Here is a 20861-nt window from a genome sequence, read left to right as displayed (position 1 = left end):
GCCGGTAGCTTGGTGAAATCAGGCCGTGACGTCAAATGCCGATCCTGACTTTCCCACCTGCTGAATCATGTTGCAAAACAGTCAGGTAGGCTTGCCGGGGCTGGTTAAATTATAACCAGCTCTATGCGGAAGATCATGGCGTTACAGTGCTCGGAATGCGTTCCAGCGGCATGCGCTGATGTTCTTTCCATACGCCATTTTCCAGGGCGATACGGCCGGTGACATCCAATGTCGGACAGCAGGACGCATCGGCTGCCTTGAAGGTGAGTCCCTGATACCAGAGGTCATCGTTTCGGATAAAAAGGCTACTGATATGCTTGGGAAGTTCTGTTGAGCTCTGCTTGGGCATCGAGTAATCGGCATCGATGAAATAATCACCGCCCGGGCTCTGGCGCAGGATGGCCATCAGCGGCCGAGTTGCGGTAGGCGTACCGCTGCAGCCGACATCCAGCTCGTACACCGCCAGGAAAACCGATTTTCCCTCCAGCTGGTAGGGGATGATATTGCGTGGGTCCATCGAGAAGGAGCAGCCCAGCGACTTGCCGAATTGCTCAATGATAGGCGCTAACGTCTCGGTCCGCTTGGGTTCAGATGCCTGCGCAATGTAATCGGCCAGGTCAACTTTGATATCTGCCAGACCGCTCAGGGGTAAAAGTGACAAAGCCATCCAAAAGGCCTTAAAACGCATTGGGCTTCCTCTCCGTGGAACAGAACGCAAGGATCATTTCAACTGGTCGATATTGACGTGCATAAAGGGCATCGGTTCGGCCGGTGTACAACTATTGTTCAATTTGGAAGCGGATTCGCCTTTTGAAAATGCCGTGCCTGTCGATTGCTCTGTGGACAAAGACCACTAAAACGCTCGAGCGCACATAATGCCTTGCATACAGCCTTACATACAGCGAATGTGCTCGCTGAGTAGCCTATCCATTAGGGCGTACCCTGGTTATCAGAAGGCGTTGCGCTCTTCCAGACAGTCGTCTCCACCCATTTCGAATTCGCGGCAGATTAAAGGGCGATTCTCATAGATGCTGCATCGCATGGTTTCTCGATCCAGCGCGGCGCACCAGCCGTCGTCCAGGCGCGCCATGGTCATCGAGCCCCATTGATCTTCCTCGATAAAGCGCATGGGAACGCCGGTATCCGTAATCAGCATGACTTCCAGACGGCAACACTTGGCCGCACAGGTGTCACAGGTGACACTGGGTTCGGGCTTGGCGGGCGGCGCAGAGGCAGGCAGGTTATGGAGCGGAATCACGTGATCACCGGCGTAAAGGCAGGCTACAAGGTTACCGACAGTTAAGGCCTGCTCAAAACGAAGAATGATCCATCAAGAAGAAAACTGACGGACCGCAGGCCTCTCATGTCTGCCTGCGTTCCGTCAGCGATCGATTACCGGGGCGTCGGATTCTGCTCCGGCTGATTGCCATACGCCGTTTGCCCGATGTCATCGCCCGAGGTGGTGCGATTATCGCTGTTGCGCAGTTTGGCGACGGCATCGGCATCCACCGGACCGCCCTTGTTGCCCCAACTGGTCCGGATAAAGGTCACTACATCCGCTACCTGCTGATCACTCAACCGCCAGCCGAAGGCAGGCATGACGATGGTCGAGGGCGCACTCTTGAGGCCCGGCAGCTTGCCCCCTTCCAGCACAATGTGGATAAGGGACGTCGGGTCTTCCGTCTGCACCACGGTGTTACCGGCCAGTGCCGGGAACGCCCGGGTGTAGCCCAGGCCATCCGAGCGGTGGCAGGCATTGCAGTTATCGATGTAGACCGCTGCGCCGCGTTTGCTTTCATCCCCTTTTACCAGCATTTCCGAAACGGCATTGTTGCGCTGATAGGGCGGGGCGTCCGGATTGACCGGCGAAAGCGTCTTCAGGTAACGGACGATTGCGGTCAGATCCTCGTCGCTCATGTACTGCAGGCTGTGCTCGACCACCTGCGTCATGCCGCCAAAGACGGCCATGTCATCCGAACGGCCTGTCTTGAGGAATTCCACCAGCTGCGCCTCGTCCCATCGGGCAATGCCTTCCTTGTGGTCATTACGCAGGCTTTTGGCAACCCAGCCTTCCAGCGGAGCGCTACCCGCAAGGAAGTCCTTGCCGTCGGCATCGCTGAGGGCTTTTTCCTGCATACCAATGCCGCGAGGTGTGTGGCAGGCACCGCAATGGCCCAGGCCCTCCACCAGATAGGCGCCACGGGCAACCACCGGGTCCATGCCCTGCGCCGGTTTGAAGTCGGCAACCTCCGGCGCGAACAGCTTGCGCCAGACAGCCAGGGGCCAGCGCATCGACAGCGGCCAGGGAATCGCCACGTCCTGGTTGGGCTGAGTCACCGGCTGAACGCCGTGCATGAAGTAGGCGTACAGGGCACGCATGTCCTCTTCGGTGACGCGTGCATAAGAGGGATACGGCATGGCCGGATAGAGCGAATGCCCTTCCTTGGCGATGCCGTGACGTACGGCCTTATCGAAATCCTCGAAACTGTAATTGCCAATGCCGGTTTCCTTATCCGGCGTGATGTTGGTCGAGTAAATGGTGCCAATGGGCGTTCCCATGGGCAGGCCGCCAGCGAAGGGCTTGCCACTGGCTGCTGTATGACAGGCCACACAGTCACCGGCGCGAGCCAGGTATTCGCCCTTCTTGATCAAGGACTGATCCAGGCCGGTTTCCTGAGCGAGGGCGGGCAGGGCGATCAGGCCCAGGGCCAGTGCAGAGATGAATGCTTTCATGGTCGACGTCCTCATGCCTGCACCAGTGGGCCAGGGTTTTTCAGGTACTGCTCGCGAATGGCGCGTGCCGACCAGTAGGTGAGGGCTGCCACAAGGCCTGTCGGGTTGTAGCCCAGCCCCTGTGGGAAAGCCGAGGCGCCCGGAACGAACACGTTGTGCACATCCCAGCTCTGCAGGTAACGGTTGAGGGCGCTGGTCTTGGGGTCGGTGCCCATGATCGCGCCGCCGTTCAGGTGGGTGGTCTGGTAGCTGACCGTATTGAAATGCGTTCCCGGCGCCTTGACCTGTACGTTGATGGCCTTGGGGTTCATGGCTTCGGCGATGCGCTTCATCTTGTCGACCATGAAGTGCGTCATCTTGATGTCGTTTTCCTTCCAGTCGAAGGTCATGCGCAGGAGCGGCATTCCATACGCATCCTTGTAGGTCGGATCAAGGTCTAGATAGTTGTCCCGGTAGGACTGGTGCGCTCCGTGGGCATCCATGGACAGCTGGTGGTTGTAGTAATCGGCCGCCGCCGCCTTCCACTGGCTGCCCCAATTGGGCGTGCCGGGGGGGTTGCTTACACCGGCGATGGGGCGCGTGCCCGCCTGGTTCACCCAGAACGGCGAGCCACCTACAAAACCGTGAGGGCCGTGGTCGAAGTTATCGGCATTGAAGTCATCCACCGCCACGCCATTACCGCCCGCACCGATAAAGGGGTTGGTGAAGTGCTGGTCCTTGTCGAAGTAGGCCTTGATGGTCGCCATGTTCTGGTAGGCGAAGTTTCTGCCGACCACGCCTTCGCCGGTTTTCGGATCATAGGGCTTGCCGATGCCTGAAAGCAGCATCAGCCGCACGTTGTTGAACTGGAAAGCGCCGAGAATGACGATATCGGCCGGCTGCTCAATCTCGTTGCCTTGGGCATCCACATAGGTCACGCCAGTGGCGAGCTTCTTGTCGTCGGTCAGGTTGACCTTCAATACGTGGGCGTCAGCACGCAGTTCGAACTTGGGTTCCTGGCGCAGCGCTGGCAGGATGTTCAGGTTAGGCGAAGACTTGGAGTACATGTAGCAGACGTACCCACTGCAATATCCGCAGAAATTGCACGGCCCCATCTGGCAGCCGTAGGGATTGGTGTAAGGGCCGGAGGTATTAGCCGAGGGCAGGTCATAGGGGTGGTAGCCCACATCCCAGGCGGCCTTCTGAAACAGCTGCGCTGACACCGTATTCTTTTGCGGCGTGAGCGGAAAGTGATCGGAGCGGTCCGGCGCAAAGGGGTTGCCGCCTTTGCCTTTGCCAACCAACTCACCCTTTACCGTCCAGGCCTGACCGGAGGTGCCGAAGACTTTTTCGGCAAAATCGAAGTACGGCTCCAGCTCCTCGTAGGTCACGCCAAAGTCCTGGATGGTCATGCCATCCGGGATGAAATTCTTGCCGTACCGCTCCTCATAGTGACTGCGCAGGCGCAGCTCTACCGGGTCGACCCGCAGATGCACGCCGGACCAGTGCAAACCCGCACCGCCAACGCCATCGCCGGGCAGAAAGGCGCCAAGCTGACGATAGGGTAGTGCCGTCTGGCTCACGTTGTGGCGAATGGTGACGGTTTCCTTGGACGTATCCGCGAACAGCTTCTTGCGGATGCTGTAGGTCAGCTCGTCGATTACCTGTGGGTAGGAACCATCTGGATAAGTATCACGCATTGGGCCACGCTCCAGCGCGACCACGGAAAGACCCGCTTCGGTCAGTTCCTTGGCCATGATGGCCCCAGTCCAGCCAAAGCCTACGATCACCACATCGGCTTTCTGCATCACTTTTGCCATGGATCAAGCCCTCTCGCCGCGGATGGAAACCGGCGGGAAGGGGTACGCCACGTCGCGCTCCACCCAATCCATGAAGTCGGCACGGGCGCCGGGAAAGCCCACCAGCTTCCAGCCCACCATGTCCTTGTTGCCGCCATGGATTGGATCGCAGAAAAAGCCTTCTTTGGTGCTTTGCAACAGGGCGGCAAAAAAGGTCTTGGCAGGAAGCGGGTCGAACTCGGCCTCACCGGCTTCGAACTGACGAAGTACGGCGTCCTGGGTGCCGGTATCCAGCTCGGCAAACGGCTTGCCGTGTTGCTGGCGCGACCAGTCATCCGCAGCCTTGATGCCCAGGCGGAAAACCTGTTGCGGATTGAGCTTGAGCTGGTACCCCATCTCCGAAGGTGCATCGGGTTGGAAAGGGCCCTGCATGTACCATTTCGCCCCTTGGGCGTAAGGCGTGTTCATCTGCCGGTCGATGTACTCCGGTACACCGGCCTCCACCGCACCAGGGCCACGATCATCAGCGGGAATCAGCCGGGCGACGGCGGCATGGATAAACGTCCATTCTTCCGGCGTGAAAAAGGTAGGCTGACAGGCGTCTGCGCGGGCGCTCTGGCCCGGCTTGTCCTCGTCACGCTGTCGCTCCTTCGTCTCGGCCAGAGCCAGGCTGGCGCCGCCTGTAGTGGCAAGTGTCACCACGGGGATCAGGGTTAGAGACTTACGTAGAAAGTCGCGGCGGGCGTTAGACGTATCATCAGCGGACATGAGGGTTCCCATCAGCCATCAGGCTTTAAATGTTAGTAAGCTAAGCATTTAAGTGTAACAATTTGTGCAGATCTGCGACAGATTGCCTCACCATCGACCGGCGCGGCGCAGGCAGGTTCCTGATGACCCTTTAAAACGTATGGATAAAGCTGGATGCTCCTTCAGGCCTGGGTATGCTCAAGCGCTTCCAGAAATCGCTGGAGGATCAGGTTGGGGCGGCGGCCCTTGCGCATCGCGGCACAGAGCGGAATGGAATAGAAGAAACGCTCCGGCTTGAGCGGCCGCAGGACGCCCTGTATCACCCAGCTGGCGGCGTAATGATCTGGCAGATACCCGATATAGCTGCCGGTATGCAGTAGAAAGGCGATCCCTTCGCGGTCTGACGCGGTGGCCGTACAGTTGAGCGTCTGGTGTCGCTCCAACGCCTCGGCCGTCAATCGATAGTTCGGCGCCACAGCATCGGCCATGCGTAGCGCCTCATCCGGGATCTCTTCATCGGGCCGGTGGAACAGAGGATGCTCATGGCCGCAATACAGCTGCGAGCGTTCTTCATAGAGCGCTGTGTATTCCAGGCCGGACAGCGGGTTGATCAGCGGGACCACGCCAATATGCAGCCGTCCGTCCAGCACCCCACGTTCGATTTCGCCCGGCGTCATCATGCCAATGTTTACCCGCACACCCGGCCCCAATGCCTTCAGTTTGCGCAACGCATGGGTCACACGCATTTGTGGCAAGGTGACGAGGTTGTTGATGATGCCGATGTTCAGCTCGCCCCGCAGTTGCTGGTGCAGGGCATTCACTTCACTGCGAAAACCTTCCAAGGCGGCCAGCAGGCTCTGGCTGGCTCGCAGCACTTCCCGGCCTTCATCCGTGAGTGCAAACCCGGCGCGGCCGCGCTGGCACAAGCGCATCCCCAGCCGCTTTTCCAGATCGCCCATGTGCAGGCTGATGGCCGAGCGGGTGATACCCAGAGCGCTTTCTGCCGCTGCAAAGCTGCCGCACTCCGCCACCGTCTTGAACAGACGCAGGAGGCGGATATCGAAATCGCTGACTTGGCCAAGCGGGGCTTTGCGAGGTGCGCTCATTAGGTGAGTTTTTTCTTGAGTAAACGTAAGAAGAATACGCTTTAACTCATCCAAGTTCAGGCTCAAGCTGAGACTTTCGTCGGGACGATTCCTATTGCCCCGTCCAGCTCATGTCTTGTACCCCGAGGCCCTGCATGAACCAGCCCCTGACCGTATCGCCACCACTTGCCAGCGAACTCGACCTGACCCACCACTGGATGCCCTATACCGCCAACCGCGCGTTCAAGAAGGACCCGCGCATTCTGGTGGCGGCCGAGGGTGCGTATCTGACCGACGATCAGGGCCGCAAGCTGTACGACAGCCTGTCTGCCTTGTGGTGTGTGGGTGCGGGGCATGGTCGCAAGGAAATTGCCGAGGCGGTAGGTAAGCAGGCGCTGCAACTCGATTACTCACCGGGCTTTCAGTACGGTCATCCGCTGTCCTTCAAGCTGGCCGAGAAGATTGCCAGCCTGACGCCGGGCGACCTGAACCACGTGTTCTTTGTCAACTCAGGCTCCGAATGCGCCGACACGGCGGTAAAAATGGCCCGCGCCTACTGGCGTCTGAAAGGGCAGGCCACCAAGACCAAGATGATCGGCCGTGCCCGTGGCTACCACGGCGTGAACATTGCCGGCACCAGCCTGGGCGGCATCGGCGCCAACCGCAAGATGTACGGCCAGTTGATGGATGCGGACCACCTGCCGCATACCCTGCTGCCGGGCAACGAGTTCACCAAGGGCATGCCCAAGACCGGCGTCGAGCTGGCGAACGAAATGCTCAAACTGATCGAGCTGCACGATGCCTCCAACATCGCGGCGGTCATCGTCGAGCCTATGTCCGGCTCGGCTGGAGTGATTGTCCCTCCGGAAGGCTATCTGCAACGCCTGCGCGAGATCTGCACCCAGCACAACATCCTGTTGATCTTTGACGAAGTCATTACCGGCTTTGGCCGCACCGGTTCCATGTTTGGTGCGGACAGCTTTGGCGTCACGCCCGACATCATGAACCTCGCCAAGCAGATCACCAACGGCGTGATACCCATGGGCGCGGTGGTGGCGACCACCGAAATTCACGACACCTTCATGAACCAGGGCACGCCGGATTACGCCGTCGAGTTTGGCCACGGCTACACCTACTCGGCGCACCCAGTGGCCTGTGCGGCAGGTCTGGCTGCACTGGAAATTCTGGAGCGGGACAACCTTATTCAGCGTGTAGCCGAACTGGCCCCGCATTTTGAGCAGCGTATCCATGGTGTGCGCGGTGCCAAGCACATCGTCGATATCCGTAACTACGGCTTGGCCGGTGCGATCCAGCTCGCCCCGCGTGATGGCGATGCGATCGTCCGCCCCTACGAGGCCTCTCTGAAACTGTGGAAAGCCGGTTTCTATGTCCGCTTCGGCGGCGATACCCTGCAATTCGGCCCGCCCTTTATCAGCACGCCGGAAGAACTGGACCGCCTGTTCGACGCCGTGGGCGAAGCCCTCAACGCCACGGCCTGATTATTTTTCGTACAGCGGCGCGCTATGGCTACCCGACGCGCCGCCTTTACAAGGAATCCATATGACCACCTTGAACCACCTCATCAATGGCGAAGCCTTTGCCGACAACGGCCGCACGGCAGATGTCTACAACCCTTCGACTGGCGAAGTCATTCATCAGGTGCCGTTGGCCAGCCGCGACACCGTGCAAAAGGCCATCGACGCTGCCAAGGCGGCTTTCCCCGCGTGGCGCAACACCCCACCGGCCAAGCGCGCCCAGGTCCTGTTCCGCTTCAAGCAACTCTTGGAGCAGAACGAGCAGCGCATCGTGCAGTTGATCAGCGAAGAGCACGGCAAGACGCTGGAAGACGCCTCCGGTGAACTCAAGCGCGGTATCGAGAACGTCGAGTACGCCACCGCCGCGCCCGAACTGCTCAAAGGCGAGTACAGCCGCAACGCCGGTCCCACCATTGACAGCTGGTCCGACTTCCAGCCGCTGGGCGTGGTTGCCGGTATCACGCCGTTCAACTTCCCGGCCATGGTGCCGCTGTGGATGTACCCGCTGGCGATTGCCTGCGGCAACTGCTTTATCCTCAAACCCTCCGAGCGCGACCCCAGCTCCACGCTGCTAATTGCCGAACTCCTATATGAAGCTGGCCTGCCCAAGGGTGTGCTCAACGTGGTACATGGCGACAAGGACGCCGTGGATGCGCTGATCCAGGCACCTGAGGTCAAGGCGCTGAGCTTTGTCGGCTCCACCCCGATTGCCGAATACATCTATAAGGAAGGCGCGGCCCGCGGCAAGCGCGTCCAGGCCCTGGGCGGTGCGAAGAACCATGCGGTACTGATGCCTGATGCCGACCTGGACAACGCCGTCAGCGCACTGATGGGCGCTGCCTACGGCTCCTGCGGCGAGCGCTGCATGGCCATCTCCGTAGCAGTGTGTGTGGGCGACCAGATTGCCGATGCGCTGATCGAGCGCCTGACGCCACAAATCCAGAGCCTCAAGGTTGGCCCCGGCACCTGCAAGGGCCTCGATATGGGCCCACTGGTCACCAAGGCCGCGCTGGAAAAAGTCACCGGCTATGTGCAAGACGGCGAAGCGGCGGGTGCCAAGCTGGTCGTCGACGGTCGCAACCTCAAGGTTGCCGACCACAGCAACGGCTTCTTCCTCGGCGGCTGCCTGTTCGACTATGTCACGCCGGAGATGCGTATCTATAAAGAAGAGATCTTTGGCCCGGTGCTGTGCGTGGTGCGCGTCAACAGCCTGGAAGACGCCATCGCGCTGATCAACGCCCATGAATACGGAAACGGCACCTGCATCTTTACCCGCGACGGCGAGTCCGCACGGCTCTTCAGCGATGAGATCGAAGTGGGCATGGTCGGCATTAACGTCCCGCTACCCGTTCCGGTGGCCTACCACAGTTTTGGCGGCTGGAAGCGCTCCATCTTTGGCGACCTCGCCGCCTACGGCCCGGACGGCGTACGCTTCTACACCCGCCGCAAAACCATCACCCAACGCTGGCCGCAACGCGCCAGCCACGAAGCGGCGCAGTTTGCGTTTCCGAGTGGTGGGTGAGTTTATTAACTGATTAAAGGCCTGTGTAAAGGCAGGTCTTTAATCAAAGTCCTAGAGTATGAAAAAATATTTTGTTTCGCATGGTTGCATCTTTAAGAATTTTATCCCAGCTCAAAACTTCAACATATAAATTTAAGTTATCCAGCCACTGAAACCAGCCAAGCCGGTCTGGCATAGGCTTGAAGTTCTTCTCAAAAGTAAGCCAGTATTCTACTTTTTCTGTTATGTCGCAAATTACATAACCATAAAAAGGAGTGTTGCTGCTAATGGATATATTTCTTCCTTCAGGAGTTTTGAATTTTCCAGAGCGTATATTGTTGACGTATCTTATTATTTGTTGAACAGGATCTTCTTTAGCTGAGGTATTTACAAAATCATCTCTTCCAGGACGCTTAAATTCAAAAACGGTAACTGGGTTGCTTGTCTCGTTCTCGCTACGAAATGCGATCCTTTGATTGTAAATTAATAAGTCAGGCCTATCTGACGTTGATTTACTCAATGGTAGGTCGGAGGAAAGAAAGTTAGTAAAGTTCAACCTCTCGTCAATTATCCATAGGTTGTGATCTTTGTAAGATGTGTGATCACTGTCAGATTTGGTTGGAAAGATAATCCTGTGTATAGACTCCTCTGATTCATAACTTCCAGTATTGTTAACTTCCATGGTTTTTTTGAATAAATCCAAGAAAGTTTTTCTTAATGCAATATAGTGGATCAAGTCGTTTTTGCTGGATGTAGCTATTTTTGTTACGAGGTTGACTACTGTTTCTTGTATATTTTTATGATTGTTATCCTTCAGTACCTTTTTTAATTGTTTCTTAATATCGATTTCTAGTTCGTATTTTTCTCTTTGGAGTATGGCTTCAATTTCTTCATTTGTTGGGTTGTAAGGAAATTTATGAAGATCTAGATCCTCTATTAGACTTTTGTGCCATGGTGCTTGAGTATCAATATAGTTAACTATTAATAATCTTTTCTTTTCTTGTCGAGAGGCTATTTCTATATTTATGGCTTTCTCTGTGATTTCCGCAGCTTTCTTTTCTATCGCGGTTTGGCTTACTCCATATAAGAAGTCTTCCTCTTTCTGAAATTCGAAGCTTCCCCTTTCAAGAGAAACGTTATCATCAAGATACTTTCCAAAAACATAAGTCTTAATTATGTAATTACGGCCTCCGTCATTATTTGGAGCAATATCATAAAACTCATCAATAAACTCTGGGATAAAATTATGGATAGGTGTCTCGGTGACTTCTCGTTTATGAGCAACTAGGCTTATCTTGCTTTTTTGGTTTTTTGGTGAGTATATCTTGAAAGATCTTACCTGAAAATCGAAGGTTTCATCCTTGCTATTTATTGAAAAACATTCTGTCGGCAAAGGTATTTCCAGTATAACGCTTTCGGATTTTTTGATATAAGAGTTTAAAATTATCTTTTCGCTTCTATCAGCTTCGGATAAAATTATTTGAGGGCATTCGTAGTCTTTGGTAATGAAGTAAGGAAGTAGTTTTTCTACTAAGCTTCTAGCTATTGTGGAGAGTTTTTTAGGAATGTTTTTGCTTTTGCATTGAGCTAGTCTTAATTCTGTCTTTGAATCTTTTTCTTGAGTTTTTTCTATATTTTCTTTAACAATAATTTCATGCTGCTTCCCCATTGAAAATGACCTTCTTTTATAGGTACCCTCATCAAGGAAAATGCTATCAATATGTAGATTTTCAAAGTATTTTAAGCATGTGAATCTACCAAATCCTTTCCCGCCTATTTTAATTTTATGGTCGCTGTATAAGGTATCAAAGGAATCTCTGTTCTTCTGGTTGAAGCCAACTCCATTGTCAATGATAACTATGTCCTCTATCGCCGAGGTGTCATTATCTTGTTCAATTTGGGGTGAGCGGTAGACTAAAATTTCAATAATGCCTTTTCCTGCCCCTTTCTGCTCAATAGCTTGAATAGAATTAACTATAGCTTCAATGATGGGAGTAAATATAGTTGTGTTGGATTTTATATTTTCAACAAGTCGTTTTATATTTACATGGCTCATTTTTTATTCCGTGCCTTAAAGGTTCTGTAGATTCTATTTATCTGTTAGCTTACCTTCAATTTTATAATTTTGGGTATCGCTTCGCCCAACGCTAATCTATAGCACAGTGCCTTTTGATGGGTTGAGCGTGCAATACCCATCAAAAAAGCAAGCGCTACTGCCTATTTCTCGCCTTTTTTCCCCTGGCGATTCCGCACATACAACGTCCGACGGCTACTAGTCCCATCTTCCTGCACCTCGAAACGCCGTTGCTGGGCCTTGAGCAGTTCGCTAAGTTTCTTGAAGCCATACAGGCGGGGGTCAAAGGCGGGGCGGAGTTTGGTGATGTTTTGGCCAAGGACGCCCAGGCTGGCCCAGCCGTCTTCGTCGGAAAGGTCGTCGATCACTTTGGCGATAAAGTCTACCGGTACCTTTTGTGGTTTGGGCTTGGCGGCGGGTTTGGGTTCTTCGCCTGCGGGCTGCCCTGGCGCACCCGCCTTGTCGGACGGGGTGGACTCGGGGGCAGGCTCGGCGTCGGCGCGCAGGATTTCGGTGTAGATGAATTTGTCGCAGGCGGCAACGAAGGGCTTGGGCGTCTTTTCCTCGCCAAAACCGTAAACCGTCAGGCCTTCTTCACGCAGGCGCATGGCCAGACGGGTGAAGTCGCTGTCGCTGGAGACGAGGCAGAAACCATCGAAGCGCCGCGTGTAGAGCAGGTCCATGGCGTCGATGATGAGGGAGCTGTCAGTCGAGTTCTTGCCCTTGGTATAGGCGAACTGCTGCATGGGCTGGATAGAGTGGTCGAGCAGGACCTGTTTCCATTTGCCCAGCTGCGGGCCGGTCCAGTCACCATAGATGCGCCGCACGCTGGCAACGCCGTATTTGGCGATCTCTTCGAACAGCCCTTCGACGATAGCCGCCGGGGCGTTATCGGCATCGATGAGGACAGCGAGGTGTTTCTGTTGAGGCGACGCACTTCCTTTGCTTGGCATGGCTCGATCCGTGAGAGCAGGATTTCGCTAACATACGCCTAATTTAAAATGTGCGCTACGTCTCGTTTGTCGGATTTCCAGCTAGTCCCCACAGAGGCTTGCGGGCGTCTAGCAGCCTCTTCTGAGAGGCAAAGCCATAACCCTTTCCGCTGCTACAAAAAACCGCCTCTAAGGGCGGTTTTGTTTTTCCGTTAACGCTCGGCAACGGTGGATATGTTCAGGCCTGAGGACTCAGTTTGGTCACGGCCAGAAACTTAGCTTGCAGGTCATTGATCTGCGCGTGTGACACCGAATACTGAACATTGCAGAGCTGAACGTTCAAGGTGTCATTACCTGCCAGATGCTGCATCTGAGCGTTGCTCAGCGTCACGTCGTACGTGACGTTGTAGTCCGACTTGGTGTACTGCTGGTGTTGCACGACATCGGCCTGGAACTGGTCCGTGCCGGAAGTGATCAGCGCAGTGCTGCAATCCGAGTAGGAGGGGTGCTGCGCTGTTGTCGCGAGGCTCAGGACGTATTGCCCGGCAGCGGGCTCGATGCGATTGACGGTCAGCGATCCGCCCTGGGTTCTAGCCGGTGCCTGAACTGTGTTGCTTTCGGGGGCTGCGTTAAACGGGGCACTGATTGCACAGCCCGCCAGTAACAGGGGCGCGATCAGCAAGGCTGCCTTACCGTGTTGGATAAGCGTGTTCATGGTTGCCTCAGCAAGAAGATTCGATACGTTCATTATCGAATCAATCGCTTGATGCTAGAAATGAAGCGCAGAGATAACGACCATTGCGGAAATTGATGTTTCAGGCGCGAAGGCGGTCGATGCATGGCCAAGGTGTTTCAGCACGCTAACACATCCTGCAACGAGCCGGCGTCCAATGTTGGCATAATGACGGTTCGATGACTGCTTTGATCGTTTCGCCTTCACTATGACCAAGCATTACTACGGCCTTGAATGGCTTCGTTTTCTGATGGCCCTTTACATGGTGGTCTACCACCTGGGCGGCCTGTACGGTGACGCACCGTGGCTTTTTCAAAAGCTCGTCGGCATGGGCTTTTACGCGACTAGCACTTTCTTCCTGTTGTCCGGCTTTCTGCTGGCGCATGTCTGCCTGGATGATCAGGGCAAAATGAAGGGCAGCCAGGCCGGTTTTATCGCCCGGCGATTGTGCAATCTCTATCCCATCCACCTGATGACGTTGGCCATCGCGCTGGGTGTACTGGCGATGAATGCCCCCTCGGCAGACGGTGTGCCCGTGTATTACAACCAGCATCCCTACGCGTCGCTGGAGGATGGCGAGGGGCTGGAGGAATTGCTGCCCATCTCCTGGCTCATGGCGGGTATTCACATCCTGATGCAGATTCTGCTGCTTCAGTCTTGGGAGCCACGCTTTCTCTGGCTCAATGGTGCGACCTGGTCCATTTCTGCGCTGCTGTTCTTCTATATCCTGTTCCCCTTGCTCGCACCACGCCTGATGGCGGCGCGCCGCTGGATACTGGTAGGGTTCGCGTTATGGGGCGCTTACCTGCTGGTGCCTTTGTTGGCGACCTGGCTGCATGCCTATGACTATGTGACCGTAGGCGTTATCCATCGCAACCCGGTAATCCGCCTGCCAGAGTTTCTGATTGGCATCATTCTTTATCGCGCCTTGCAGGAGCCTTCTCTGGCCCAACTGGCAGAGCGCTACCGGTACTGCCTGATTGCCGTTGGCTTGAGTGGCCTTTTCATCGGGGCATGGCTCTTGCAGCAGGACGGGCGCCGCTGGTTCTATCTGGTTCACAATGGTCTACTGACGCCTTTTCAGGGTTTGCTACTACTGGCCTGCGCTACCTTCCGCGCACCGGAAAGCGCCTCCCTGCAACAACTGGCCCGGCGGCTGGGTGAGGCATCGCTGTGCATCTTTGCCATCCACACACCCATGATCAGCCTGATCGACCCGTGGACGCGGCATCTGTTGGCCTTCTTTACCCAGGCGCAGGAAGCGGCCAGTGACGCGATCAGTGATGCCGTCAGCGATGTGTTGAGCGATGTGGTCACCATTCCCCTGTGGAGCCTTATCCCTCACCTGATCGTAGTCATTGGCCTGGGGCTGTTGATTCAACGTTTTCTGATCGGCCCCCTGCGCCGTTGGCTGGAGGCGCACCTGCCTCAGAAGTACAGGAAAGGTCGGGGCGCTTAAACGCACTCTGGATTAGCTATAAAAAACCGCCTTCAGAGGCGGTTTTTTATAGAGGCTACCGCGCGTCTGGCGGAGAGCCGGGCGGGGCGCCGTCTTTGGGTGGCGGTGGCATATGCTCAGGCATGGCGGCGAGCCGGCCTTGGAAGTCCTTGCAGACGCCTTTGAGTGCCTTGCCGTCAGGCAGAGTAAGCATGACTGGCGCGCCGACAGGCTTACCTTCGCAAACTTCAAACGCCGCGGGCGGCGGCATACGGTCATACTGGCCGCGGGGCGGCGGCTCCTGATCGGCCAGCGCAACGCTGCCAAACAGGCCCAACGCCAGTGCAGCTGCAGAAAGAAGGGGTGCTTGTTTCATACCCGGTCCTTGTCGTGTTGTTGAGCTATCTAAGCACAGCCCTCCCGGCTGTCATGCCGACTTTACCCAGGCGATACACAGCCGCATAGCAGGCGAAATGGCCGAAAACCCGTTGTAGAGCGGTTTGTACGTCTATTCAGAACAAAAGTAGCCGCGTGAGGCAGATCGCTTCTGTATCAGCGCCTTTACATGGCTTTTACCTACTCGAAACCTTAAATGGCGAGGGCCTCTGCTAGCCTTTTAGCCTTATCAGCCATGCGTATCTGCGGGTGGCTTGGCGCAGAATTCAGGCGGTACAAACAGGTATGTTGCAGCGGTATCTATGGAAGCTTATTCCCAAGGCTCAGCGAAGCTTTCTATTGGGCCGCCTTTCGGTGATCGATCGGCAGGTGGTGAACAAGGTAATGTCGGGGAAGGTAGTCTTTCCCAAACCATTTGCCGACCGAGGCTGCCTGTTCATCCATGTGCCCAAGTGCGCTGGAAGCAGCCTGTGCAAGGCCTTGTTCGATGGCTGGCGACCGGGGCATCTGCCGCTGTATTGGTATGAGCAGCAGTTTCCCGAGGCCTTCGAGCAGAGTTTCAAATTTACCTTTGTGCGCCATCCGCTGGAGCGGGCGTATTCGGCATTTGCCTTTTTAAGGGGAAATGAGCCCATCGCGCGCGATCTTTCTGCATGGCGGTTGATGTCGCGCTATGACAATTTCAATACGTTCGTCGCACAGTGGCTGCATGAGGACAACATCCGGCGGCAGATTCACTTCGCGCCGCAGACCGACTTTCTGACAGATTCCCTGGGGCGGCTGGCAATGGATTTCATTGGGCGCCAGGAGTCGCTTGAGGAAGATTTCGCTCGACTGACGGATATCTTGGACCTGTCGGCGACGCTGCCACATATCAATCCGTCGCGGCAGCGGGAGGCGGGGCCTGCGCATGCCTTTTGTACGGCGCGCACACGGCGGCTGATTCGCCGGGTGTATGCACGTGATTTCGAATTATTAGGTTATGCGTGAGGACACCGATGGGAAGCTGTATCCGGCCTTATGATCTGACCCTGCCCGCCTCGGCGCGTGCACAGGCGTTGGGGCAAAAGCCTTATTGCCTGTGGCTGACCGGGCTTTCCGGTGCGGGCAAGTCTACCCTGGCGAACAGTCTTGATCTGGCACTGCACCAGCGCGGGCTGCATGCCTACGTGCTGGACGGCGATAACCTGCGCAATGGGCTATGCCGTGACCTGGGGATGTCGGCGGCGGAGCGGAGCGAAAATATCCGGCGGATAGCCGAGGTGGCGAAACTAATGGTGGAGGCAGGGTTGGTGGTAATCGTCTCGGCGATTTCACCGTTCCAGGCCGATCGTGATGCCGCGCGGGCCTTGTTCGAGCCGGGCCAATTTCGTTGCGTGTACGTCAGCACATCATTTGAGGAGTGTGCACGGCGTGATCCCAAGGGGCTGTACCGCGCCGCGCGGGAGGGAAGAATCCACAATTTTACCGGGTTCGATAGTCCCTACGAGCCACCTTATGATGCTGATTGCGAAATCGACACAGCGCGCCTGCCTATTCCCGAGGCAACGCAGGCATTGATCGGATTGCTGATGCCGGAGGTCTGAGCTGAACTGGTAAGTGAGACAGCTGAAAGGGTTGAGCGGAGGATGCGTTTCCGAAGTACTTAGAGGTAAGCGGATGGGTAGGGCACGCAATACCCATCCACTGTCCGCCCTGTTACTGACTTCTGTCGTTCCGGTAGCATGCCTGCTTTTTCCAGGCAGAGCGGACGATGGAACAGCGCGGGACGTTGAAGAGCTGGAATGACGAAAAGGGCTTTGGGTTCATCCGGCCGGAGCAGGGCGGGGATGAGGTCTTCGCTCATATTTCAGCGGTACGGGGTGATCGGCGGCCGGTAGCCGGTGAAAAGGTCCTGTATGTCGCGGGGCCTGACGGCAAAGGGCGTCTGCGGGCGGAGCATATTCGTCTGAATGCAGGCATGACGCTGGACAAACCGTCCATCCGTCAACGATCCACGCCTGCCAGAACGGCTTCCCGGTCTGCCCAGGCACCACGTCCGCGTCAACAGCGCCATGACGGTATTCAGGACCTGCCGGTCAAGCTCGTCCTCTTTGCGGTACTTTGCGTGTTGCCTGTTTGGGGAAGTTTGCATGTTCTGTCTACACGATACAGCCTCTTCCCGCTGGCCCTGTATGGCAGCGCAAGCCTGGTGGCCTTCCTGTTCTATTGGCATGACAAGCAGAGCGCACTGAAGGCGCAGCGGCGTATCCCTGAGAAAACCCTGCACATACTTGAGTTGGCCGGCGGTTGGCCGGGTGGTCTTGTGGCGCAACAGGTCTTTCGCCACAAGACCCGCAAGGTGAGCTATCAGGCTGTCTTCTGGATCATCGTGCTGCTGCATGAGGCGTTGTGGGCAGATGAGCTATTTTTCCACCGCTTGCATCTGTTTGACCGCGTGCCTCTGTTCTTTTAAACGAAATGAAACAGCCCGGCATAAAAGCCGGGCTGCAAGGATAGGCACAGTAAGCGATCAGCTCATGCCCAGCCAGTTAGGCAACGCCAGCGAGATCGCCGGGATGTAGGTGATGATCAGAAGGAAGCTGATCAGCAGCATCAGCCACGGCATGGCCGCGCGGATGACGTTGGCCAGCGGCATGCCTGTCACGGCGGATGTTACGAACAGGTTCAGCCCTACCGGCGGCGTGATCAGGCCGATCTCCATGTTTACGACCATGATGATGCCCAAGTGGATCGGATCTATCCCCAACTGCATGGCGATGGGGAATAAGATCGGCGCCAGGATCAAGATGATGGCCGACGGCTCCATGAACGCACCGGCAACCAGCAGCAGGATATTGACCACCAGCAGGAACTGCCAGGGTTGCAAACCCATTTCAACCACCCAGGCGGTAATCTGCTGAGGAATCTGTTCCGTGGTCAATACATGGGCGAACAACATGGCGTTGGCAATGATGAACATCAGCATGATGCTTAGCTTGCCGGACTCCAGCAGCACCTTTGGGCAGTCGCGGAAGGTCATGTCCTTGTACACGAACAGGGCCACGAATCCGGCATAGACCGCCGCGACGGCCGCGGCCTCAGTCGGGGTGAACATACCCGAATAGATCCCGCCGAGGATGATCACCATCAGCAGCAAGCCCCAGATCGCCTTGCGCGCCGTGGTAAGAAGCTCACGCAGCGACGCACGAGGCAAGGCGGGCAGGTTCATCTTTCGGGCGACAATATAGATTGCCACCATCAGCACCACGCCCAGCAGCAGACCGGGGATCACGCCGGCCATGAACAGTTTGCCCACCGACTGCTCGGTAGCCGCCGCATAGACCACCATCACAATGGACGGTGGAATCAGAATGCCCAGGGTGCCCGCATTACAAACGATTCCCGCACCAAAAGCCTGTGGGTAGCCGGAGCGGACCATGCCGGCAATGGCAATGGAACCTACCGCCGCCACCGTGGCCGGAGACGAGCCGGACAAGGCCGCAAACAGCATGCACGCCAGTACGGCCGAGATGGCCAGACCGCCGCGGATGTGGCCTACGCAGGCGTTAGCGAAATCGATCAGCCGCTTTGCCACACCGCCCGTTGTCATGAACGCGCCAGACAGCAGGAAGAACGGAATCGCCAGCAGGGTGTAATGCTCGGACGTCTCGAACAGCTTGATCGCCAGTGAACGAACCGAGTCGGGGCTGAACAGCATGATGGTGACCGAGCCGGCCAGACCCAGCGACACGGCAATCGGAACGCCGATAAACATCAGTGCAAACAGCACGACGAAGAGAAAAATGACGGTCATGGTTTCTCTCCCTCATGCTCTTTGAGTTTCAAGGCATCGGCGGCCTCGTCGGCCAGCCCAAGGCCGGTCTGCTGGTTGCGTATGATCCTGACCAGAATTTCCAGGAAGCGAATGAATACCATGGCATAGCCGAACGGCACGATCAGGGTGATATGCCATTGTTTGATCCCGAAATGGCCCAGGTCCTCTGCGCCAATGCTGGCGCCTAGCAGAGTCTGGACCCAATCGAAGCTGGCAACGGCGATGAGGCCCGCATAACCCAGGCAGCACAGACAGGCGATCAGGCCAATGATGCGCTGAACCGGCTTGCTGGCCAGCTTGACCAGTGCGTCGACACCAATATGGCCTGCCGTGCGCACGCCATAGGCCAGACCGAAAAAGATCAGCCAGGCGAACAGGGCTTTGGTCAGGGCGCTGCTCCAGGTCATGGACTGCGCCATGTCGAGGATTTTGTCACCAATGGCCAGCACCGTTTCGTTGCCGCCCAGGTAGTCGCCCAGGGTATAGAAAGGCGTATAGAAGTTATTGAGGATTACGTAGGTGAAGGTCACAAGCGTCATGGCCGCCAGGAGAAAGGCAATGAAACCTTCCTCGAAGTGGTCCCAGATACGTCGTAGGGCGCTCATCGATTGATCTCCCGCCAAGCAGGGCAGACGTGGGATGGGCCAGCCGAGGGCCGCCCATCCGTCACTGCGCAGGCGGCACTGGGCTCGCCTGCGCTACAGGGGTGTGCTTAGATCTGGTTGGACGCGTCAGCGGCCTTGATCAAGTCAGCACCGATCTCGCCTTCGAACTTCTGCCAAACCGGCTTCATGGCATCGCGCCACTTGGCCCGCTCTTCAGGCGTCAGGGTGATGATCTCGGTGGTCTTGGCATCCAGAATGCGCTGCTTGTCGCCCTGGTTCAGGGCATCAGCCTGCTTGTTCACTTCAGCCGTGACTTCCACAACGATCTTGTCCAGCTCGCTGCGCACATCGGCAGGCAGACCATTCCAGAACTTGGTATTGGTGATCAGCATGTAGTCCAGAAGACCGTGGTTGGACTCGGTGATGTACTTCTGCACTTCATACATCTTCTGGCTGTAGATGTTGGAGTAAGGGTTTTCAGCACCATTGACCACACCGGTCTGCAGGCCCTGATACACCTCGGCAAAGCTCATCTTGCGCGGGTTGGCACGCACCGCCTTGAACTGCTCTTCAAGCACGGCAGACGCCTGGACACGGAACTTCAATCCACGGGCATCCTTGGGTTCGCGTAAAGGCTTGTTGGCAGACAGCTGCTTCAGCCCGTTATGCCAGTACCCCAGCCCGGTGATGTTCTTGTCTTCCATGGACTTGAGCAGATTCTGCCCCGCGGGGCTCTGCTGGAAGCGGTCCACGGCGGCCATGTCATTGAACAGGAAGGGCAGGTCAAATACCTGTATCTGCTTGGTGTAATGCTCGAACTTGGCCAGTGACGGCGCAATGATCTGCACATCACCCAGCAACAGCGCTTCCATTTCCTTGCCGTCGCCGAACAGGGACGAGTTCGGATAGACCTCGACCTTTACCTTGCCGGGCAGCCGCTCTTCCGCCAGCTTCTTGAACAGAATGGCGCCTTGCCCTTTGGGTGTGTGCTCGGCTACGACATGGGAGAACTTGATTACGATGGGATCTGCCGCGTGGGCCAGTCCAGCAGCGCCAAGCGCGAGGGCGCAGGCCAACGCCTTGAGGGTCATCTTGAACATACCTGTGTTCCTTTCTTGTGATTATTGGTGAGGCAGTGAGGGCAGCATGTATATCAGAATTCGTTAATCATTAACGACCTTAGACGGCACACGCAGAGTTTGCCTCTACAAATCATAGGGCAAGCAATATGCCGAGAAACGGTAGGGATCGCTGGTATGCAATATCATGTCACAATGATTTCAAGACAGGCGCTCTAGAGCACCGCCTGGAAGTCTCTTGGGTACCATCGGTCTAGCCCTCTTAACGAGGCGGCAGAGCTTTTGCTAAGCGTTGGCGGTAATCCGCCACTAATGTCGCTAGTTGGCGGTTTTTCGCCACTGCTGGACTGCCTAATTGCGACATATTTTGCTCAGTTGTGTCGTAATTGGCATTTTTTGCTAACTGTT

General features: G+C 56.2%; 19 protein-coding genes. 6 read left to right on the top strand and 13 right to left on the bottom strand.

Going from position 1 to position 20861, the window contains the following annotated elements:
• Positions 1 to 133 precede the first annotated feature (133 nt).
• The 6 genes from EAW52_RS00565 to EAW52_RS00540 all read right to left on the bottom strand — a co-directional run bounded on the left by EAW52_RS00565 (position 134) and on the right by EAW52_RS00540 (position 6364).
• Complete coding sequence (locus EAW52_RS00565; protein WP_162997555.1) at positions 134 to 667, bottom strand: hypothetical protein; 534 nt, start codon at positions 665 to 667, stop codon at positions 134 to 136.
• 282 nt (positions 668 to 949) lie between these two features.
• Positions 950 to 1258: a YkgJ family cysteine cluster protein gene (locus EAW52_RS00560; protein WP_083397806.1), complete on the bottom strand. Its 309-nt coding sequence runs from the start codon at positions 1256 to 1258 to the stop codon at positions 950 to 952.
• Between the two features lie 134 nt (positions 1259 to 1392).
• Complete coding sequence (locus EAW52_RS00555) at positions 1393 to 2733, bottom strand: cytochrome c (protein WP_122041035.1); 1341 nt, start codon at positions 2731 to 2733, stop codon at positions 1393 to 1395.
• 11 nt (positions 2734 to 2744) lie between these two features.
• A complete protein-coding gene (locus EAW52_RS00550; RefSeq protein ID WP_122041034.1) occupies positions 2745 to 4532 on the bottom strand; it encodes a GMC family oxidoreductase in 1788 nt (595 codons plus the stop codon).
• Between the two features lie 3 nt (positions 4533 to 4535).
• Positions 4536 to 5279 carry a gluconate 2-dehydrogenase subunit 3 family protein gene (locus EAW52_RS00545; protein ID WP_122041033.1) on the bottom strand — a complete coding sequence of 248 codons (744 nt, stop codon included), beginning with the start codon at positions 5277 to 5279 and terminating at the stop codon, positions 4536 to 4538.
• A 161-nt stretch (positions 5280 to 5440) separates the two neighbouring features.
• Positions 5441 to 6364 carry a LysR family transcriptional regulator gene (locus EAW52_RS00540; protein WP_122041032.1) on the bottom strand — a complete coding sequence of 308 codons (924 nt, stop codon included), beginning with the start codon at positions 6362 to 6364 and terminating at the stop codon, positions 5441 to 5443.
• 134 nt (positions 6365 to 6498) lie between these two features.
• Here EAW52_RS00540 and EAW52_RS00535 point away from each other — a divergent pair, with 134 nt between their 5' ends.
• Together EAW52_RS00535 and EAW52_RS00530 are read left to right on the top strand one after the other, a co-directional pair.
• Positions 6499 to 7842, top strand: a complete 1344-nt coding sequence (locus EAW52_RS00535) for an aspartate aminotransferase family protein (RefSeq protein ID WP_122041031.1) — start codon at positions 6499 to 6501, stop codon at positions 7840 to 7842.
• Positions 7843 to 7903: 61 nt separating this feature from the next.
• Complete coding sequence (locus EAW52_RS00530) at positions 7904 to 9400, top strand: CoA-acylating methylmalonate-semialdehyde dehydrogenase (RefSeq protein ID WP_122041030.1); 1497 nt, start codon at positions 7904 to 7906, stop codon at positions 9398 to 9400.
• A gap of 43 nt (positions 9401 to 9443) precedes the next feature.
• On the opposite strand, the gene EAW52_RS00525 is transcribed toward EAW52_RS00530, so the two are convergent.
• The 3 genes from EAW52_RS00525 to EAW52_RS00515 form a co-directional block, all read right to left on the bottom strand.
• On the bottom strand, positions 9444 to 11435 hold the full coding sequence (locus tag EAW52_RS00525) for an ATP-binding protein (RefSeq protein WP_122041029.1): 1992 nt from the start codon (positions 11433 to 11435) through the stop codon (positions 9444 to 9446).
• A 161-nt stretch (positions 11436 to 11596) separates the two neighbouring features.
• Positions 11597 to 12406, bottom strand: coding sequence for an NYN domain-containing protein (locus EAW52_RS00520; protein ID WP_122041028.1), 810 nt, complete (start codon positions 12404 to 12406; stop codon positions 11597 to 11599).
• 217 nt (positions 12407 to 12623) lie between these two features.
• Entirely contained in the window at positions 12624 to 13100 is a 477-nt protein-coding gene (locus tag EAW52_RS00515; protein ID WP_162997554.1) for a hypothetical protein, read from the bottom strand.
• A gap of 226 nt (positions 13101 to 13326) precedes the next feature.
• Here EAW52_RS00515 and EAW52_RS00510 point away from each other — a divergent pair, with 226 nt between their 5' ends.
• Positions 13327 to 14577, top strand: coding sequence for an acyltransferase (locus tag EAW52_RS00510; protein WP_122041026.1), 1251 nt, complete (start codon positions 13327 to 13329; stop codon positions 14575 to 14577).
• A gap of 55 nt (positions 14578 to 14632) precedes the next feature.
• Here EAW52_RS00510 and EAW52_RS00505 read toward each other — a convergent pair whose 3' ends face one another.
• Positions 14633 to 14932, bottom strand: a complete 300-nt coding sequence (locus EAW52_RS00505) for a hypothetical protein (protein ID WP_122041025.1) — start codon at positions 14930 to 14932, stop codon at positions 14633 to 14635.
• Between the two features lie 305 nt (positions 14933 to 15237).
• Here EAW52_RS00505 and EAW52_RS00500 point away from each other — a divergent pair, with 305 nt between their 5' ends.
• The 3 genes from EAW52_RS00500 (at position 15238) to EAW52_RS00490 (ending at position 17407) form a co-directional block, all read left to right on the top strand.
• Positions 15238 to 15942, top strand: a complete 705-nt coding sequence (locus EAW52_RS00500) for a sulfotransferase family 2 domain-containing protein (protein WP_122041024.1) — start codon at positions 15238 to 15240, stop codon at positions 15940 to 15942.
• Positions 15943 to 15950: 8 nt separating this feature from the next.
• Positions 15951 to 16538, top strand: a complete 588-nt coding sequence (cysC, locus tag EAW52_RS00495; protein WP_122041023.1) for an adenylyl-sulfate kinase — start codon at positions 15951 to 15953, stop codon at positions 16536 to 16538.
• Positions 16539 to 16705: 167 nt separating this feature from the next.
• Positions 16706 to 17407 (top strand): cold shock and DUF1294 domain-containing protein, encoded by a 702-nt coding sequence (locus tag EAW52_RS00490; RefSeq protein ID WP_122041022.1) that lies wholly within the window; start codon positions 16706 to 16708, stop codon positions 17405 to 17407.
• Between the two features lie 57 nt (positions 17408 to 17464).
• Here EAW52_RS00490 and dctM read toward each other — a convergent pair whose 3' ends face one another.
• From dctM to dctP, 3 genes are all read right to left on the bottom strand, one after another.
• Positions 17465 to 18748 carry a C4-dicarboxylate TRAP transporter large permease protein DctM gene (gene dctM / locus EAW52_RS00485; RefSeq protein WP_122041021.1) on the bottom strand — a complete coding sequence of 428 codons (1284 nt, stop codon included), beginning with the start codon at positions 18746 to 18748 and terminating at the stop codon, positions 17465 to 17467.
• Positions 18745 to 19374, bottom strand: a complete 630-nt coding sequence (locus EAW52_RS00480) for a TRAP transporter small permease (RefSeq protein ID WP_010796642.1) — start codon at positions 19372 to 19374, stop codon at positions 18745 to 18747. Before EAW52_RS00480 ends, dctM begins: the two co-directional genes overlap by 4 nt.
• Before the next feature lie 107 nt (positions 19375 to 19481).
• Positions 19482 to 20474 carry a C4-dicarboxylate TRAP substrate-binding protein DctP gene (gene dctP, locus EAW52_RS00475; protein WP_122041020.1) on the bottom strand — a complete coding sequence of 331 codons (993 nt, stop codon included), beginning with the start codon at positions 20472 to 20474 and terminating at the stop codon, positions 19482 to 19484.
• Positions 20475 to 20861 lie beyond the last annotated feature (387 nt).

The organism is Pseudomonas sp. LTJR-52, from assembly GCF_003691465.1.
In the GTDB taxonomy this organism is placed as follows: domain Bacteria; phylum Pseudomonadota; class Gammaproteobacteria; order Pseudomonadales; family Pseudomonadaceae; genus Chryseomonas; species Chryseomonas luteola.
Note: the sequence above shows the minus strand (reverse complement) of the source record. Positions and strands in the feature narration are given on the sequence as shown.

Bases quoted from the DNA above. Each gene is read 5' to 3' on its own strand.
- EAW52_RS00540 (WP_122041032.1), bottom strand. From the start codon at position 6,364: ATGAGCGCACCTCGCAAAGCCCCGCTTGGCCAAGTCAGCGATTTCGAT.
- EAW52_RS00510 (WP_122041026.1), top strand. From the start codon at position 13,327: ATGACCAAGCATTACTACGGCCTTGAATGGCTTCGTTTTCTGATGGCC.
- EAW52_RS00520 (WP_122041028.1), bottom strand. From the start codon at position 12,406: ATGCCAAGCAAAGGAAGTGCGTCGCCTCAACAGAAACACCTCGCTGTC.
- EAW52_RS00530 (WP_122041030.1), top strand. From the start codon at position 7,904: ATGACCACCTTGAACCACCTCATCAATGGCGAAGCCTTTGCCGACAAC.
- EAW52_RS00545 (WP_122041033.1), bottom strand. From the start codon at position 5,279: ATGTCCGCTGATGATACGTCTAACGCCCGCCGCGACTTTCTACGTAAG.
- EAW52_RS00555 (WP_122041035.1), bottom strand. From the start codon at position 2,733: ATGAAAGCATTCATCTCTGCACTGGCCCTGGGCCTGATCGCCCTGCCC.
- dctP (WP_122041020.1), bottom strand. From the start codon at position 20,474: ATGTTCAAGATGACCCTCAAGGCGTTGGCCTGCGCCCTCGCGCTTGGC.
- cysC (WP_122041023.1), top strand. From the start codon at position 15,951: ATGGGAAGCTGTATCCGGCCTTATGATCTGACCCTGCCCGCCTCGGCG.
- EAW52_RS00515 (WP_162997554.1), bottom strand. From the start codon at position 13,100: ATGAACACGCTTATCCAACACGGTAAGGCAGCCTTGCTGATCGCGCCC.
- EAW52_RS00525 (WP_122041029.1), bottom strand. From the start codon at position 11,435: ATGAGCCATGTAAATATAAAACGACTTGTTGAAAATATAAAATCCAAC.
- EAW52_RS00535 (WP_122041031.1), top strand. From the start codon at position 6,499: ATGAACCAGCCCCTGACCGTATCGCCACCACTTGCCAGCGAACTCGAC.
- EAW52_RS00505 (WP_122041025.1), bottom strand. From the start codon at position 14,932: ATGAAACAAGCACCCCTTCTTTCTGCAGCTGCACTGGCGTTGGGCCTG.
- EAW52_RS00490 (WP_122041022.1), top strand. From the start codon at position 16,706: ATGGAACAGCGCGGGACGTTGAAGAGCTGGAATGACGAAAAGGGCTTT.
- EAW52_RS00500 (WP_122041024.1), top strand. From the start codon at position 15,238: ATGTTGCAGCGGTATCTATGGAAGCTTATTCCCAAGGCTCAGCGAAGC.
- EAW52_RS00550 (WP_122041034.1), bottom strand. From the start codon at position 4,532: ATGGCAAAAGTGATGCAGAAAGCCGATGTGGTGATCGTAGGCTTTGGC.
- EAW52_RS00480 (WP_010796642.1), bottom strand. From the start codon at position 19,374: ATGAGCGCCCTACGACGTATCTGGGACCACTTCGAGGAAGGTTTCATT.
- EAW52_RS00565 (WP_162997555.1), bottom strand. From the start codon at position 667: ATGGCTTTGTCACTTTTACCCCTGAGCGGTCTGGCAGATATCAAAGTT.
- dctM (WP_122041021.1), bottom strand. From the start codon at position 18,748: ATGACCGTCATTTTTCTCTTCGTCGTGCTGTTTGCACTGATGTTTATC.